The sequence below is a fragment of the Microcoleus sp. PH2017_12_PCY_D_A genome, from assembly GCF_020738565.1.
Classification (GTDB): Bacteria; Cyanobacteriota; Cyanobacteriia; order Cyanobacteriales; family Microcoleaceae; genus Microcoleus.
On sequence record NZ_JAEQCI010000011.1, the window covers coordinates 31,637 to 47,388 of the forward strand.

General features: G+C 46.0%; 15 protein-coding genes. 4 read left to right on the forward strand and 11 right to left on the reverse strand.

All coding sequences use genetic code 11. The features are described from left to right. Window positions 1–34: 34 nt before the first annotated feature. Both JGK39_RS01280 and JGK39_RS01285 read right to left on the reverse strand, forming a co-directional pair. Complete coding sequence (locus JGK39_RS01280) at window positions 35–1,330, reverse strand: glycosyltransferase family 39 protein (protein ID WP_293246791.1); 1,296 nt, start codon at window positions 1,328–1,330, stop codon at window positions 35–37. A 155-nt stretch (window positions 1,331–1,485) separates the two neighbouring features. Next, window positions 1,486–2,820 carry a vanadium-dependent haloperoxidase gene (locus tag JGK39_RS01285; protein WP_293246794.1) on the reverse strand — a complete coding sequence of 445 codons (1,335 nt, stop codon included), beginning with the start codon at window positions 2,818–2,820 and terminating at the stop codon, window positions 1,486–1,488. Between the two features lie 758 nt (window positions 2,821–3,578). Between JGK39_RS01285 and JGK39_RS01290 the strand changes: the two genes are divergently transcribed. Beyond that, window positions 3,579–5,489, forward strand: coding sequence for a hypothetical protein (locus JGK39_RS01290; RefSeq protein ID WP_293246797.1), 1,911 nt, complete (start codon window positions 3,579–3,581; stop codon window positions 5,487–5,489). Window positions 5,490–5,668: 179 nt separating this feature from the next. On the opposite strand, the gene hemB is transcribed toward JGK39_RS01290, so the two are convergent. Together hemB and JGK39_RS01300 are read right to left on the reverse strand one after the other, a co-directional pair. Beyond that, on the reverse strand, window positions 5,669–6,703 hold the full coding sequence (gene hemB, locus JGK39_RS01295; RefSeq protein WP_293246800.1) for a porphobilinogen synthase: 1,035 nt from the start codon (window positions 6,701–6,703) through the stop codon (window positions 5,669–5,671). A gap of 39 nt (window positions 6,704–6,742) precedes the next feature. Beyond that, the gene (locus JGK39_RS01300) at window positions 6,743–6,991 is read right to left on the reverse strand and encodes a phosphoribosyl-AMP cyclohydrolase (RefSeq protein WP_293246803.1); all 249 of its coding nucleotides are present in this window, start codon (window positions 6,989–6,991) and stop codon (window positions 6,743–6,745) included. Window positions 6,992–7,108: 117 nt separating this feature from the next. Here JGK39_RS01300 and JGK39_RS01305 point away from each other — a divergent pair, with 117 nt between their 5' ends. Then, window positions 7,109–8,296, forward strand: a complete 1,188-nt coding sequence (locus tag JGK39_RS01305) for an RNA-guided endonuclease TnpB family protein (RefSeq protein ID WP_293295495.1) — start codon at window positions 7,109–7,111, stop codon at window positions 8,294–8,296. Further along, the gene (locus JGK39_RS01310; RefSeq protein WP_293246809.1) at window positions 8,293–8,418 is read left to right on the forward strand and encodes a hypothetical protein; all 126 of its coding nucleotides are present in this window, start codon (window positions 8,293–8,295) and stop codon (window positions 8,416–8,418) included. The genes JGK39_RS01305 and JGK39_RS01310 overlap by 4 nt, the downstream gene beginning before the upstream one ends. Window positions 8,419–8,592: 174 nt before the next feature. Here the strand turns inward: JGK39_RS01310 and folE are convergent, their stop codons facing one another. The 6 genes from folE to JGK39_RS01340 all read right to left on the reverse strand — a co-directional run bounded on the left by folE (window position 8,593) and on the right by JGK39_RS01340 (window position 14,227). Then, window positions 8,593–9,243: a GTP cyclohydrolase I FolE gene (gene folE, locus JGK39_RS01315; RefSeq protein ID WP_293153275.1), complete on the reverse strand. Its 651-nt coding sequence runs from the start codon at window positions 9,241–9,243 to the stop codon at window positions 8,593–8,595. Window positions 9,244–9,492: 249 nt separating this feature from the next. Further along, a complete protein-coding gene (locus JGK39_RS01320) occupies window positions 9,493–10,542 on the reverse strand; it encodes a GTP-binding protein (RefSeq protein ID WP_293246812.1) in 1,050 nt (349 codons plus the stop codon). A gap of 305 nt (window positions 10,543–10,847) precedes the next feature. Beyond that, window positions 10,848–11,465 carry a Crp/Fnr family transcriptional regulator gene (locus tag JGK39_RS01325; RefSeq protein WP_293246815.1) on the reverse strand — a complete coding sequence of 206 codons (618 nt, stop codon included), beginning with the start codon at window positions 11,463–11,465 and terminating at the stop codon, window positions 10,848–10,850. 213 nt (window positions 11,466–11,678) lie between these two features. Then, window positions 11,679–12,407, reverse strand: a complete 729-nt coding sequence (locus JGK39_RS01330; RefSeq protein ID WP_293246818.1) for a metallophosphoesterase family protein — start codon at window positions 12,405–12,407, stop codon at window positions 11,679–11,681. Between the two features lie 231 nt (window positions 12,408–12,638). Next, entirely contained in the window at window positions 12,639–13,454 is an 816-nt protein-coding gene (locus tag JGK39_RS01335) for a metallophosphoesterase family protein (RefSeq protein ID WP_293246821.1), read from the reverse strand. Then, complete coding sequence (locus JGK39_RS01340; protein WP_293246824.1) at window positions 13,451–14,227, reverse strand: GTP-binding protein; 777 nt, start codon at window positions 14,225–14,227, stop codon at window positions 13,451–13,453. The genes JGK39_RS01335 and JGK39_RS01340 overlap by 4 nt, the downstream gene beginning before the upstream one ends. Before the next feature lie 230 nt (window positions 14,228–14,457). Between JGK39_RS01340 and JGK39_RS01345 the strand changes: the two genes are divergently transcribed. Further along, on the forward strand, window positions 14,458–14,676 hold the full coding sequence (locus tag JGK39_RS01345; RefSeq protein ID WP_293246827.1) for a chlorophyll a/b-binding protein: 219 nt from the start codon (window positions 14,458–14,460) through the stop codon (window positions 14,674–14,676). Between the two features lie 154 nt (window positions 14,677–14,830). Here the strand turns inward: JGK39_RS01345 and JGK39_RS01350 are convergent, their stop codons facing one another. After that, the gene (locus tag JGK39_RS01350) at window positions 14,831–15,703 is read right to left on the reverse strand and encodes an alpha/beta hydrolase (RefSeq protein ID WP_293246830.1); all 873 of its coding nucleotides are present in this window, start codon (window positions 15,701–15,703) and stop codon (window positions 14,831–14,833) included. Between the last annotated feature and the right edge of the window lie 49 nt (window positions 15,704–15,752).

Here is a 15,752-nt window from a genome sequence, read left to right on the forward strand (position 1 = left end):
TAACTGCTTGACATCTCAATGTAGCAAGGATTTTTTAAATTGGTATCATTAACTTCAACCGGCGCTGAACCTGCCCCGCCGCCGCCGCAATTACGATCGCCAAAATCGGGTGCAGTGGCTCGCTGTGGCGAACTTCTGCATAAGTGAGCCCATGGATCAAAGTAAAATAGCCGCAGACTGCAAACAGTGGCAAAAACTCCCGCCAGCGATGCCGCAAAACGATCGCGCCCAAAGCCGCAAATACAGGTAAAATTCGCGACACTAAAATGCCGACAATCCGTTGCTGCGAAAAGAATAGCCGCATTGCCTCCACATTAAACATAGCGTGATAAGGCCAGTCACTTAAAGGGTTTCCTAACCATAAATAAACTGCCTTTTGCAAACAATACCAGAGATACACAGCAGGCTCGCGGAGGATTGAAGCGATCGCCCGTTTGGTAAAATAGCGATCGCCCTCAATGGTAAAAACATCGTGTCCGCCATTCCGAGCCGGATTCAGTTCTTCCTGCCAAATTTGAAGGATATGGCGTTTTGGCAGTTGTTCGTAGGCAAAATGATAAAACTCTGGACTTCCTTGCCACAGCAGCCCCGTAGAAACACTGTAAATCAAAAAAGTCTTGTGAGTTCGATAATTGTGATAAGTCCAAGGTGTAGTAATGATGATAATTGCGCCCAAATAAGCAACAAACAAAGCAATCTTGCGTTTAAAAGACCATTGGCGCGGCATCAATAGTGGCACAATTAATGGAAACAACATCGCTGTCGGCCGACAAAGATTCGTAATTGCCAACAACGCACCTGCTAATGAAAACTTTTGCCACTGCGGCCGTTCCAATGCTCGCAGCAAGCCAAGCACTGTTAAAATCATTAAAGGCGCGTATAAAATTTCTGTTTGCAGCAGCCTGACATGAAGAATTAGGGAGGGATGTAGCGCAGTTAATCCAGCGGCGACTAAGGAACTTTGAGGGCCAGTAAAACGCCGTGCCAGGATAAAAGTTAGCGGTATAATTGTGGCCCCCAAAAAAGCTTGTACGCAGACTACAGATGCGGGAGAACGACCAAAAATTGCATAGCATCCAGCTATGAAAAATGGATAAACTGGTGTGCGGCCCGCCCACTCAAAAAAATGACCCTTCAGCAACCAGTATGCCAAACCTTCATAGCCTGGTTCGTCGCCTGTGAGACGGGCGGGGGTATCGGGGAGAGTTTGGTTGGTGCGCCACGCCAAATAAAGCCGGAATGCCAGTCCCAACAGGGTCAGACAAATTAGCGTCCAAAAAATTCTGCGGTCATTTCTTTGCTGTGGCACTTCTGATATGTTTGATGTCATAAAAAATGACTGCGAAAATTTGATTGGTTCGCTCTCAACAATTATATAGAAACTTGCGTATCCAGACCAGAAACCCGGTTTCTCTGTAGATATCTCCTTGCTGGGCTGAGATTTCTCAACAGAAACCGGGTTTCTTAGTGGATATTAAGCTGTTACTAAAACTTCTCCATAACATACTTGCCCAAATTCCTGCCCGCCTTCAACCCATCCCGATTGTCCGAGGGCCAATGAGCACCGCCGTAAACGCGACTCATCCCGGCCTCCTCCGCAGCTTCCGTCAAACTTTTAAAAGCCCGAGGCTGCAAATTTACCGAAGCATCGGCGACGGCGGTAAAACTCACATTATCGCCGAAAAAAGCAGTCAAAACTGCATCCGCTGCACCGCCAAAGGTACTGTGTCCAGAAACATAAGCTGGGGAAGATGGAGTATTTAATAAAGGCGTCCAATTTGCATCGGCGGTTGTCTGGGGATTGCCGTCTTTATCTGCTTGCTGAATTCCTGTAAGCGGCCGCCACCGATTGAAGGTATATTTTTGGTCGCCGTCGATGATGCTGGCATCGGCGAGGGCGATATTCAACACTGCAAATAAACGCAGGTTTTGCTCGAAGGTATTGCTGCGGCGAACGGCAATATCCGCAGCAATTTGGTTCCAATGTCCGGGAGGAGTGACAGTACCTGGATTGTTCAGCCAAAATTTCGCGATCGCACTTTGATCGGCTGTGCGAGTCTTGCTATCTTTTGCTCCTAATTCTTTGAGTTTGTTGAACTCTGCTGTGTATTCTTCGCTAGTCAAACTTGGCATATTTGCAATCTGAAACTGGGAACCTTTTGTCATGGCAAAAGGTTTGACATTTTTCCAGTGCGGCATCGAGGCAGGTTTCAAATCTGGCGGTATGGGTTGCCAATAACCGGGTTGATTAACTGGAGTATATGTCACCTCAGTATTCGCGCCGTCATCTTTGCGCCATTCTAAGATTTTGCCTGCTACAAATTCTCCCAATTGTACGCCGTCGGTTTTTGATTTCCCTTCAGCTATGGCGGTTAAAGATGCTGTTTTTGCTGCATCTAAAGTTGCTGTTTGTTTCGGGTACAAATTTGCTAGCACGCGGTGGGCTGCTGCTACTGCTGCTGCTTCGGCTGATGTGCCGGCGGGAGGTTGCACTGGCACTTTGTATACTTTGTGAGTTTGGGAAACAGCGTTCGCCGCATCGTAAACGGCAGCGTGAACCATTGCTAAGTTGCGGGCTGCCATTGGGGGCGATGTTTTTTCGGTTTTGATTATATCTAATGTGAGAGCGTTCCAGCGGACGATCGCATCTTGAGACTCGCGAATAGGGCTTTGGGCGATCGCGCTTTCGGGTTGCAGGAGCGATAAGAGCGCAGTTTCTTGCAACTTAGAACTAATATTGGCTGTACCAGCGATGGAACTAACTGCCAGACAAACGAGAACTAAAGTCGAATTCAGGGACTTGCGCGGTTTTAAATTCATGGCATTTATTGAAAATAATACTCAAGAGTTAGTTGCGACAAGGATTTTAAGCCCAACCCGTTAATCGGCTAGTTTTCTTAAACAATTCTTAAGAAATCTTATTGGAATAATTCTTATTAACGAGAACGGCAGATAACTGATTTCAGCCGTGAAACCTTTGTAGATAGGTAGTTACAAAGATTGCTGATGTAAAAGAAATAATTATTTTAGACAAGCTAGTTGACTTTTATTAGCAATAGGCTTTACAATCTACTTCGTCTAGATTAATTGGAGCCAGCCGCTTCAAAGTAATTGCAGATACATGATTCTCCTAGTCTTTTGACTGAGAAGATAATCCGAGCGTGTCAGAGAAAGGGCGGATCTCGATCGAGATTGCTGTGTTTTGTTGACATTGCTTGACCCGCCCAAAAACGGATACTTGCTGTCCGACTCCTGTCGTGGAGAGCCAAAAATTTTAGACCAAAGTTCAAGCTCTCAGATTCGTCTGTAAGTAAATCTAAAATCTAAAATCTAAAATCGACTGACCTGCAGATAGCGCTTGTGAAAGCTAAAAACGCTAGGCGGGAAAAATTATTTCATTAGATGCGTTTGCCCTGGAATCCAGGTAAATTATTGTTGATTTTTTAAGAAATCAACTCAATTCTCGTCAGGTTTTTTCGAGATTATAGCATCAATATTGTTCCCTAAAGTAGGACTTTGGGGTGCCGATCTACACGCAATTCAATACCGTTTAATCGTAATTTTCCAAGGAGTTCTCAATGGTTCCCGATAAGGTGTTCAATACATCCTCAAATACAGATGCTTCTCTATTTCCCAACAGCATATTTGCAGACTTAGGAATATCCAGCGGCTTATCAGCGGCAGAAAGCCTGTTGTCAAAGTCGATCGGCTCACCAAGCAGCCTCAATGCAGAAAGAACCGCTTCACAAATTAATTTCCCAAATAATGACAGCTTAATCACCGGCGACGGCAGCGGTACTCTTTTTGCAGGCGAAGGTAAAGACATTATTGATGCCGGATCGACAGCAACCACAATTTTTGCTAGCGACGGCAATAAAACCATCACCGGCAGCCCCAGCGACGATACAATTTACGCCACAGCAGCCGACGACATCATCAACGGCTCAGATGGCAACAACACCGTCTTTGCAGGCAAAGGCAACAACCGCGTCGTCACAGGCAGCGGCAACGATTTCGTTACCGCAGGCAACGGAAACGACCAAATTTACACCGGTAAAGGCGATGACAACATCAATGCAGGCGACGGCAATAACCTGATTAAACCAGGAACTGGCAACGATGCAGTTTCTGTCGGCAATGGCAGCGATCAAATCGTTCTCGAAGCAGGCGAAGGTTCTGTTACCATATCTGGATTTAATCCGATCGCCGATAAACTGCGCTTAGGTGGCAGCCTCGCAGGTAAACCCATCTCCCTTGTCATCGAAGGGGGCAACACCCTCGTCAAAGCCGAAGATGACCTATTGGCAATGGTCACAAATGTAGCTGCGGGAGTCGAGAAAGCAATAATTTCGGCCGATATACCCCTCTACCGCTACCAGGCTATTGACTTAGGTGCGATCGCACCCACAGGCAATGCCACCCAAGCTAATGCCATTAACGACCGAGGACAGATAGTCGGCCGTTCCCAAACCACCGAAGTGCTCGGCACGGGGTTCCGCAACCAAGGGTTTATTTGGGAAAACGGGGAACTCAAGCCGCTGACTAGCACCGGCGTGAAAAATGGCGGCGGTGAGAATACCGGAAAAGAGGTTACTCAACGGGGTGGTGGTGGCTTTACCGCAGCTATCAATGACTTAGGTGCGATCGCCGGTACAAGCGATGAAATTGCCGGTCAAGCCACAGACCGCGGCTTGCTGTGGCAAAAGAAAGATGGGGCTGACTACAGCCTGCAAATCACCGACTTGCCAGGTGTAGAAAGCTATTTCTTCGACATCAACAACAAAAACGAAATCGCCGGCCGCCACATTTACGGGCCCGGTGGAACTGCGACGGCGGCCAATCGCAGCCGACCTTTCTCTGTAAACCAGGGTTCCATAAGCCCGCTGCCCGATTTAGGCGGTGACACTGGTACCGCAAATGGAATTAACAATAAAAGTGCGATCGTCGGACAAATTGACAGTGACGGACTCAACGACAAAACTGTCAACACCGCCGTGAAGTGGGAAAAAGGCGCAGACGGTAAATACACGCTCACCAACCTCGGCACATTTGGATCCGAACAAGCCATAGCCCGCGACATCAACGATAGCGGACAAATCATCGGTTGGACTAGCAGCGGCACCGGCGCCACAGCCACAAGTTCGCCATTTTTGTTGCAAAACGGTCAAAAAATTGACCTCGGCAGCTTTGGCGGCGCGATCGGTCAAACCGCCGGCATCAACCAATTCGGTCAAGTAGTCGGCTACTCGCAAAATATGTCTGCTCAAGACCGCGCTTTTGTCTGGAACAACGGTAAACTCCAAGACTTGAATAAATTGCTACTCACAAATCCCAGCTTTGGCGGCCAGCAAGTGACTTTGACTCGCGCTAGTGGCATCAATAACTTCGGCGATATTTCTGCCTACGGAACTTACACGTACAGAGATGCCAAGGGCGCGACTTTAACGGGAACTCGCGCTTATCTGCTCAAGGCAATCCCGACAACTTAAATTAGTTGAGATTAACGCAGATATAGTCGTGGGGGGCGGGTTTATATATATCTAGGCTGGGTGCATTTATCTGTTGTTGAACCCGCCCCTACAATTTGTCCTAATCGACTTTCATCGGTTGCTATGTCTCAAAAAGCATCTGCGTTGATGGGCGTGCATCTGCGGTTAAAAAATCCCTCTTACTTCAACATCAAAGCAACTTCCTTCGCAAAATAAGTCAAAATCAAATCAGCACCAGCCCGTTTGATACTCGTCAAACTCTCCAAAATAATCCGTTTTTCATCAATCCAGCCCAACTGTCCCGCCGCTTTTACCATCGCGTATTCGCCGCTGACATTGTAAGCAGCCACGGGCAAATTAGTTGCTTCCCGCACTTGGCAGATAATATCGAGATAAGCCAAAGCTGGTTTTACCATCACAATATCTGCACCTTCTGCGATGTCCAAAGCAACTTCTTTCAGCGCTTCCCTAGCATTTGCTGCATCCATTTGATAAGTCTTTTTGTCTCCAAATTTGGGAGCAGAATCGAGGGCATCGCGGAAGGGGCCGTAATAGGCTGAGGCATATTTTGCTGAATAAGCAAGGATTCCTGTATCGATGTATCCCGCTGCATCTAAGGCTTTGCGAATTGCGCCGATTCTGCCGTCCATCATGTCGGAAGGTGCTACCATGTCTGCACCGGCAGCGGCTTGAGAAACTGCCATTTTTACTAAAACTTCCACAGTTGGATCGTTGAGGATTTTACCACTTTCGTCAACTAAGCCGTCGTGTCCGTGTGAAGTGAATGGGTCGAGGGCTACGTCGGTAATTACGATTATTTCGGGGATGTTTTGTTTGATGGCTTTGACTGTTTGCTGGACTAATCCGCCCGGGTTGTAGCTTTCGGTTCCGGTGTCGTCTTTTTTGGTTTCTGAGATTACTGGGAAAAGGGCGATCGCGCCTATCCCCAAATTCCAACATTCGGCGATTTCTTGTAGCAATAAATCGAGGGAAAAGCGATAACAACCGGGCATGGAAGCAATCTCAACTTTTTGCCCTTCTCCTTCCATCACAAACATCGGATAGATGAGGTCGTCAACTGTCAGATGATTTTCTCGTACCATGCGCCGCAAAGCTGGTGCACGGCGGAGGCGGCGGGGACGGATGGTGATGACGGATGGATTTTGAGTGTTTGAAGTGGGAACGGCGGACTCGACGTTATTTGCGGATGACATAGGAACTAGAGGCAATAATGATAATCATTATTATTATTATTATTGCATGGCGCGCAGTGGTAGCGCTACGGAATTGAAAAAACAACTCCTCACGCCTGTGTGACAAGCTATTTCACCAATCTGTTCTATTTTGAGCAGAATAGTATCCGCATCGCAATCGTAAAATATTTGTTTGACTTTTTGGATGTGCCCGGATGTCGCGCCTTTGTGCCAAAATTCAGAGCGCGATCGGCTCCAATAGTGGGCTTCTCCTGTGGCGAGAGTTTTCTCGATCGACTTTTTGTTCATCAAAAAAATGGGTTAGAAACCCCGTCCTTTTAGAACGGCTTTACTTAAATTTTTGTTAAAACCTACCATTTCACACAAGACGTGCTAGAATGTGAAAGTAACGCACTCAAGGTGAGTATGACACTAAAAGCCTTCAGCTACCGATTCTACCCAACGCCGGAACAAGAAAGTTTGTTGCGACGTACATTGGGTTGTACTCGCTTGGTCTATAACCGTGCTTTAGCTGCAAGAACTGAAGCTTGGTACAAAGACCATTCAAGGGTAGGGTATGCTGAAACTTCTTCAATGTTAACCGAATGGAAGAAAACCGAAGAACTTGATTTTCTTTCGGAAGTTAGCTGCGTACCATTGCAACAATGCTTGCGACATTTGCAAACAGCTTATACCAACTTTTTTGACGGGCGGGCGAAATACCCCAACTTCAAAAAGAAACGCAATGGTGGTAGTGCTGAGTTCACCAAATCTGCTTTTAAGTTTAAAAACGGACAGGTCTACTTAGCAAAATGCACCCAAGCGTTGCCTATTCGCTGGAGTCGAACACTGCCGAGCGGTGCGACACCATCAACTATTGCAGTGAAGCTTGCACCATCTGGCAGGTGGTCAGTCTCTCTGTTGGTAGATGTTGAAATCGAAGCACTACCCAAAACAGATAGTCAAGTCGGCATTGACTTGGGGATTGCCAGTTTACTCACTCTAAGCACTGGCGAAAAAAAATTCAACCCCAAAGGATTCAAGGCAAAATATCGCAAGCTCACAAGAGCGCAAAAAGCGTTAAGTCGGAAACAGAAAGGGTCTAACAACCGCCACAAAGCACGACTCAAAGTAGCGAGAGTGCATCAAGAAATTGCTGATGCAAGGAAAGACAACATTCACAAGTTAACAACGCGGTTGGTGCGCGAAAACCAAACCATCGCCGTCGAAGATTTAGCTGTGAAGAACATGGTTAAAAATCGGAAACTAGCTCTTGCCATAAGTGATGCTAGTTGGGGTGAGCTGGTCAGACAACTTGACTACAAACGCGACTGGTACGGTCGCACTTTAATCAAGATTGACCGATGGTTTCCGAGTTCCAAACGATGTTTTGAGTGCGGACACATAGTTGAAAAGATGCCGTTGAATATCCGGGAATGGGATTGTCCTAGCTGTGGGACGCACCACGACCGAGACATCAATGCAGCAAAGAATATTTTGGCGGCAGGGCTTGCCGTATCAGTCTGTGGAGCGACTGTAAGACCCGAACAGAGTAAATCTGTTAAGGCTGGTGCGAAAACCCGCAAGGGACGGAAGCAGAAACCTAAATCGTGAGGTTTGGGAATCCCCGTGCGTTTACGCACCCGGTGGATGTCAACCACGCCATCATTACAATGGTACCATCTCGATCGAATGCGGGCGATCGCTGGAATCAAACCTCGATCGTTAAATTTTAAAGCTTCAATCCACAAATATTTTTGATCCATATTCAGTTTACATAAGATTTTTTACCGCAGAGGGCGCAGAGGGCGCAGAGGGAGGAAAGGGAAAGAGAGAAATATGGTAATCCAATATGACTCTCTTTTCTTTGTTTAGTTGGTAAATATGCAATTCTTCGCAGACAATTCTAGCTAGTGAAAACTTGATTTGTGCGCGATTAAACTCATGAATTCTTGACGAGTTCTGGAATCTTCAGCAAACACGCCACGCATCGCTGAAGTCGCTGTCCAAGAACCTGGTTTTTGCACGCCGCGCATTACCATACACATATGAGTTGCTTCAATTACAACTGCTACACCTTGAGGTTTTAGCAATCCTTGAAGTGCATCCGCAATTTGTGCGGTTAAGCGTTCTTGTACTTGCAATCTGCGACCGTACATTTCACAAATTCGAGCAATTTTTGACAAGCCAATTACTTTCCCGTTGGGAATGTACGCAACGTGTGCTTTGCCAATAATTGGCAGGATGTGATGTTCGCAAGAACTGAAAATATCGATGTCCCGAACTAACACCATTTCGTTAGCATTTTCTGTGAACACTGCTCCGTTAAGCAGTTCGTCGAGGGATTGACGATAACCTCCAGTTAAGAACTGCAAGGCTTTGACAACTCGTTTCGGTGTATCTCGCAACCCTTCACGATCTGGGTCTTCTCCCAATCCTAGCAGCAATGTACGCACTGCTTGTCTCATTTCTTCATCTGAGACAGGAGGTTGAGATTGGGTAGGAATTGATGACACTACACCATTGGGAGAAGTCAGTTCTGGGCGAGTAGATAAAGTCATGCTTGCAGTTTGTAAAAATGTTTGACAGTGGATATGGACTTTTTGTTGCTACCTAATTATAACAATATTTACAAAATGCAACATGAAAATATTTAGTTTTTTTTGGATTTTTTTTATAGCTGATATTGTAAAAATAGCCGTTGATAGTTACATAATTTTTCTTGTCAAAAAATGCAACTACTAACGGCGGAATTAAGTGTCTAATGGGTCGGCTATAATACTAGACGTGATGCTTAGATTGATGAAATCTTAAACTAAGCAACTGTTAAGTTGTTCTCGAATTTGAGCAGTATCTAAATTGCGGCCGATGACTACGAGTTGATTTTTTGGTGGGGTCAACCATTCGTAAGCATTTAGTTCGTAGCGCGCGCCGCTGAGCTGAAAAATGTGCCTCATCGGACTGTCTGCAAACCATAGTATCCCTTTGGCACGAAATACATCGAAGGGCATCTCTTCGGTGAGAAATTCTTGGAATTTGTGGACATCAAAAGGTCGATCGCTCTGAAATGATAGCGAAACAAATCCGTCATTGTCTAAGTGATTGGAGTGATGTCCGCGATCGTGATGTTCGTGATGATGCTTATGTTCGTGATGATGTTCATGTTCGTGATGATGGTGTTTTTCCTCGGTTTCAAAACTATCGAAAAAATCGGCTTGCGTCAAACCTACACCCAAAATTAATGGTAAAGGAACTTCTCCATGTTGAGAGTATAAAATTCTCGCTCCTTCCTTGATTGTGCGAATGTAAGCTTCTAACTCTTCTACTTTGTCGGAGGGAGCTAAATCAGTTTTGTTCAGCAGCACAATGTCTGCAAAAGCTACTTGTTTTAAAGCTGCTTCGCTCTCAAAATGATCGGTAGTGAATGTTTCGCTATCGACTACAGTCAGGACAGAATCTAGACTGGTTAAATCGCGCAATTCCGTTCCGAGAAATGTCAGGATAATCGGCAGTGGATCTGCAATGCCAGTGGTTTCAATTACCATGCAATCAATGCGGTCTTCCCGTTCTAAAACTCGGTAGACGGCATCGACTAAGCCTTCATTGATCGTGCAACAAATACAGCCGTTGCTCAGTTCTACCATGTCGTCTTCCGTAGAAATAAGTAGCTGCGAATCGATGTTAATATCGCCAAATTCGTTAACTAAAACTGCTACTTTTAAATCTTGGCGGTTTTTGAGTATTTGATTGAGTAAAGTGGTTTTTCCGCTGCCGAGAAAGCCGGTAATTATGGTTACGGGCATTCCTTTTTTGGGAAGTTCAGAAATTAAATCTGGGGTTTGTACAGTGAGATTAGTCATTGTCCCTCGTTAATTAATTGTAGAGGCCCTGCTGTTAATTTGGAACGCCGCTAAGCATCCCAAGGCAAATGCTTTGTCGCACTTCATAGCTGAAATCCAGCCGATACGGGCGATCGCACTAGACCGGGTATGATAATCATTCTCATAATATCTAAAATGTGCTGTAAGCGCAAGCCCTAGAATTATTGCTCAGCTAGCTGATGACTCTTGAACACTTCACTGTTATCCTTTTCCAGGTTAATCCCATGTCAAAAACGCGAAGTTATACCATTTTTCTAAAATGGTGCAACACTCTTCGACCCCCCCTAGCCCCCCCTTGTAAAGGGGGGGGACAAGAATACTGTTGCATTGTTTTTTAAAATTGGTATTAAAACAATGTATTGAGGGCGCGATCGATCGATAAATCCCTCCTCTTCCAGCCTCGCCATCAGCCGCGTTACTGTAATCCGCGTAATTCCAATAGCTTCAGAAAGCTCCTGGTGAGTCAATCTCAAATCAATTAACACTCCTTGTGCGACTTCGCGACCAAATTTTTTACCCAACCAAATCAATAGTTGCAGCAGTCTATCGCGCAGAGATTCGGTGCGAAGTATGCAGAAAAATTCCTGAGTTTGCTGGATGTGTTTGAAAATTTCCTCTAAGGATCGATCGCACAAATTTTCCGGAATGTAGCTAATTTCTACATGAGTTTTGCACTCAATTTGATAAGGTTGCACGCCTGACAGCGCCTGACCGATCGCATCTCCTACTCCCCAATATCCCAGCGTAATTGGTGTCCCCTGCTCGCTCCAAGTCACGGCTCGGACAGCTCCCCGTTCTATTCGCAGCAAGCCTTTAGAAGGCACGGGGACTAACTGGCGGCAGGTGAAAGTCTGGTGTCTGAAACTAGCGTACAAGGCTGGAGTGTAGGTGGAAAAAGTCATGGGATTCACCGCTACTTTGAATACAATATGGAGTTTAAACTAATTGATAAATTATGTCAACTAGCAAATTCGGGAATTACGCAAAATCAAAGAAACCGGGTTTGTTGACAAAAACCTAGGCTTTCCGTCATCCGCTGACAAGAAACCCGGTTTCTCAGGCTCTTAGAGTGCGTCACCCTAGGGATTTTTGCAAGGCATCGCGACAGGGAAAAGCTAGGTTCCAAAGCCTTTGCGGGTGTTGTAGGAGAGGTTTCTGAACTTCACAATGTCGGTGTCGGGGTCGTAAAGGGTGTAAGTTGCCCGATCGGGAAAACGACCGACATTCCCCACTCCAACCACCCGCCGCGGGGTTGCAGAGACCGTTGACGGCGGCTCTTGAGAGTCAAGAGTTTCGATGGAGTTATTGATAATACTTCCATGTAATTGATACTCAAACGCTAAGCCCGATCGCCCGCAAAACAAAGTATTAGCATCAGCGCGCACAACGCGATCGAGCATCACAGGCGGCGGAGTTTCCGGGGTAAGTTCATCAGCAGCACTAACTGTACTCCCGTGAATCAACAAACAGTCAAACTCGTGAAAGCCAAAAGTCAAAGAGCGCAACCACTCTACACTTTTGCGGCTAACCGAATCCCAGAGCAACTTAATCGTATCTGCACTGTATTTTTGTCGCAATTCTGCAACATCAGGGTTTGCACCCACCCCGTGCAGGTTAAAACACTGTTCTTCCCACCACCCGATACATACTTGAGGTTCGATTTCTCCTCGTTTGGGCGATCGAACTCGTTCAACTAACTTTTCGCACTCCGCTGTCGGGCCTACTAAATCGCCCAAGATATATAATTCGTCAACGCGAATTTTCAGGCGTTTCATGTCAGTGAGTACAGCTTCGTAAGCTGTCAAATTTCCTTCGATTCCACTTAAAATTGCCCAGTTTTTCATTTGTTTTGTTGATTCTTAGGACGACAATAGTTTTTGTCTGGTTAGTTTGGATGGTTTTTAGAGGATGTTTTTAATGAACCGCGAAGACGCGAAGGACGCGAAGCAAGAGAAGAGAAAAGAAGAGAAGAGTTCACAACATACTGAGAACTGACCTCAAGTTTCTGGGATTGCTTCGTTCCTCGCAAGGACATATTGACTAATGACTAATGACTAATGACTAATGACTATCGACTACCTTTCGCAAACATGAGTTGGATCGTCAGCTTTTTCGGCATATTCCAAACCCCTAGCCAAACGCCAAGCAAAAATCGGCGGCAAACCTTTTTCAATAATTGCAGCGCAAGTTGCCTGATAGTCATATTCCACTTCTCGCAAAGTCACCCGTTCCGCATCAGTATCGTAAATAACGTAAGTAGCATTCGGTCTACCGTGGCGCGGTTCTCCTACGGAACCGACATTCACAATCCGCTTTAAAGGAGCCGTAAAATTTAAATACTTTTCTCCTTCAACGCTCGGCCCGCTCACCTGAATTTGCATTTGTCCAGCGTCTAAAGTGCGGACGTAGGGGACGTGGGTGTGACCGCAAAACAGCACGTCAGCACCTGTATAAAATACCCGTTCTAAAGCAGCAAAAGCATCCATTGTTGGTAATAAATACTCGTGGTTGCTGTGGGGGCTGCCATGCACGAAACACATATTGTCTTCTCGCAAAATGTGCGGCAATTGAGCTAAATATTCGCGGGTTTCAAAGGGGATTTGGGCGTTAGTCCATTCGTGGGCTAACTTGCCTCTTTTTTCTGCTAAAACTGATGGATAACTGCATTCGCAAGAGTTTAAACCTTCGACTATATCTTCGTCCCAACAGCCGATGCAAGTTGGAATGTCGAGGGAGCGTATCATTTCTACTACTGCGTGGGGATTCGGCCCATAACCGACTAAATCTCCGAGACAAAAGATTTTGTCGGCTTGTTGTTCGTCAATGTCTGACAGCACTGCATCTAAGGCTTCGTAGTTGCCGTGAATGCAGGACATTACTGCTATTTTCATGCTGTTTCTTCTCCTAATGATAGTGATTGTTTGACTTGTTGTTGGTAATTCAACATGATTGTTTCGGACAGACAGCAATCTTCTAGGGTTTGTCCTAATGCTGTTTCGTCGAGGTTTTCGCCGACTATTTCTATGCCGCTAAATCTTTGGGGACGGCCTTCGAGCCAGCGGGGAAGTGGCAATTCTTCGTGGGCGGTTTCTTGAAATGCTGCGGCGAAGTCGAAGTAGAACGATCGCCCGTCGGCTATGTCAAAGATGCCTTTGGCTCTGTGAACTTTGCCGTAGGCTCCTTGGGTCATTTCTTGGTACCAAAACATATCGAGGCTGGCGGGATCGAGGACTTGTCCCTTGGTGGGGCTGCGCCAAATTGATAGTTTGTCCGCTTCCCCGCTAACGGCTATTCCCTCGACAATTACATCCGCCCACTTATGCCATTCGGTGTCTTTAATTTCCGGTGGCACTACACCGATCCGGCGGCTGGGGAAGCTTTGGAGCAGGTTTTCTAGTGTTGTCAGTTGCAGGTGAAATCCGAGTTCGATGTAGGCTGAAACGCCGTTTGCCAGGTGTTTCGCGAGTAGGGACTCTTCGCCGTCTGTGAGGGTTTTGATTTGGGGGAATCCGGCGGCGATGCAGGTTTGGTCGATCGGCACATTGCCGCTTCCGGGGGAGAAATACAGCACGGGTGCTGTCTCGGCTGCTAGCTGCTGTCGAATCCAGGTAGTTTTGCCACTTCCGGGCGGCCCCGCTACGGCGGTGATTGTAGGTTGACTCATAAATATAATGATAATCGTTATCAGCGCAAGTAAACTGTTATACATTTAAATTTAATTTTGCGATCTGGCACAATGCCCGCGCAGCAAAGGTTGTACGACTTTAAATTTTACATTTTTATCTAAAGACAAAAGTATGTGACAAGAATCACAGAGTTGTGTGCGTTATATCACCTTGACATTACTTAACACTCTGTTACATTAATTAACATAAAGCAACAAAAGAAAAACAAATGAACTCACCTAAACTGATGATTGATAACCAAGGCCTGCTGAACAACTTCGCAGTCGAGCCTAAGATGTATGTGGACAGCACAGTCAGCACCGGATTTACCAAGTACGCCGAGAAGGTTAACGGACGTTTTGCGATGATTGGCTTTGTTTCCCTGCTGGCGACAGAAATTTTAACCGGACAAAGCTTACTCAGCTTCCTCAAAGATGCTTTAGGCTAAGGCGATCGGTTACATAGATTTAATACAATCTTCGTTGAATAGCTTATAATAAAAAATGTTTGCAGTCAGGAATTTAGTCCTAATTGCAAACCATTTTTTTTGTTTAAAATATGTTTGCTATCGCGGCTTGTAGCGAATCAAACTGCATATCAGCTCAAACAGCTTTGCTTGCCAAAAAATCTCTCATGTACCGATTCACTAACTGCGGCTGTTCCTGGTGCACCCAGTGGCTGCAATTGGGAATGTATTGAATCTGAAAATCCCGCACGTAATCTGCGGTTCCGTAACTTAACTCTTTGCCGAGGGCGCGATCGTTTTCGCCCCAAATCATCAGCGTTGGAACTTCCAGGATTTGTCTGTGCGGGCGATCGACAAATCCGCGAGCAATATTGCGGTAATAATTGATAGTAGCAGTCAGAGCCCCCGGTTTCGCAGCCGCATCTTTGTAAGCTTGGATATCGGACGGGGTAAAGGTACTTTTGTCAACTGCCATGCCTTGCAAAGCGCGATCGATCGCCCGATAGTCGCCCAATTTAATTAAAAATTCCGGCAAAAAAGGCAACTGAAACAAAAAAATGTACCAGCTTTTGAGCAATTGTTGGCGAGTGCGTAAACCTTCCGCAAATTTTGCCGGATGCGGTAGATTCATCACAATTAATTTATCCACCATTTCGGGATAAGCATAGGCAAAACTCCAGGCGATCGCGCCTCCCCAGTCGTGGCTAACTAAAACGCAGCTTTCGTATCCCAAACCTTGAATAATTCCCTTGACATCTTGGACAAATTCTGCCATCACGTAAGCAGATTTATTTTTAGGTTTGTCGCTGTCGTTGTAGCCCCTGAGATCCACAGCGACGACTTTATAATCTGATGCAAATTCCGGGATTTGATGCCGCCAAGAATACCAAAATTCAGGAAATCCGTGCAGCATCAGCATCAGCGGCCCCGATCCTTCAGTGACACAGTGCAGTTTGATGCCGTTTGTAGCGATAAATTCGTGTTTCCAAGCAGCTTCTAGCACAGACATATTTGACGCTTCCTCTAGCTGTAAAGTTATCCTAGCAGTTGCTACCTTT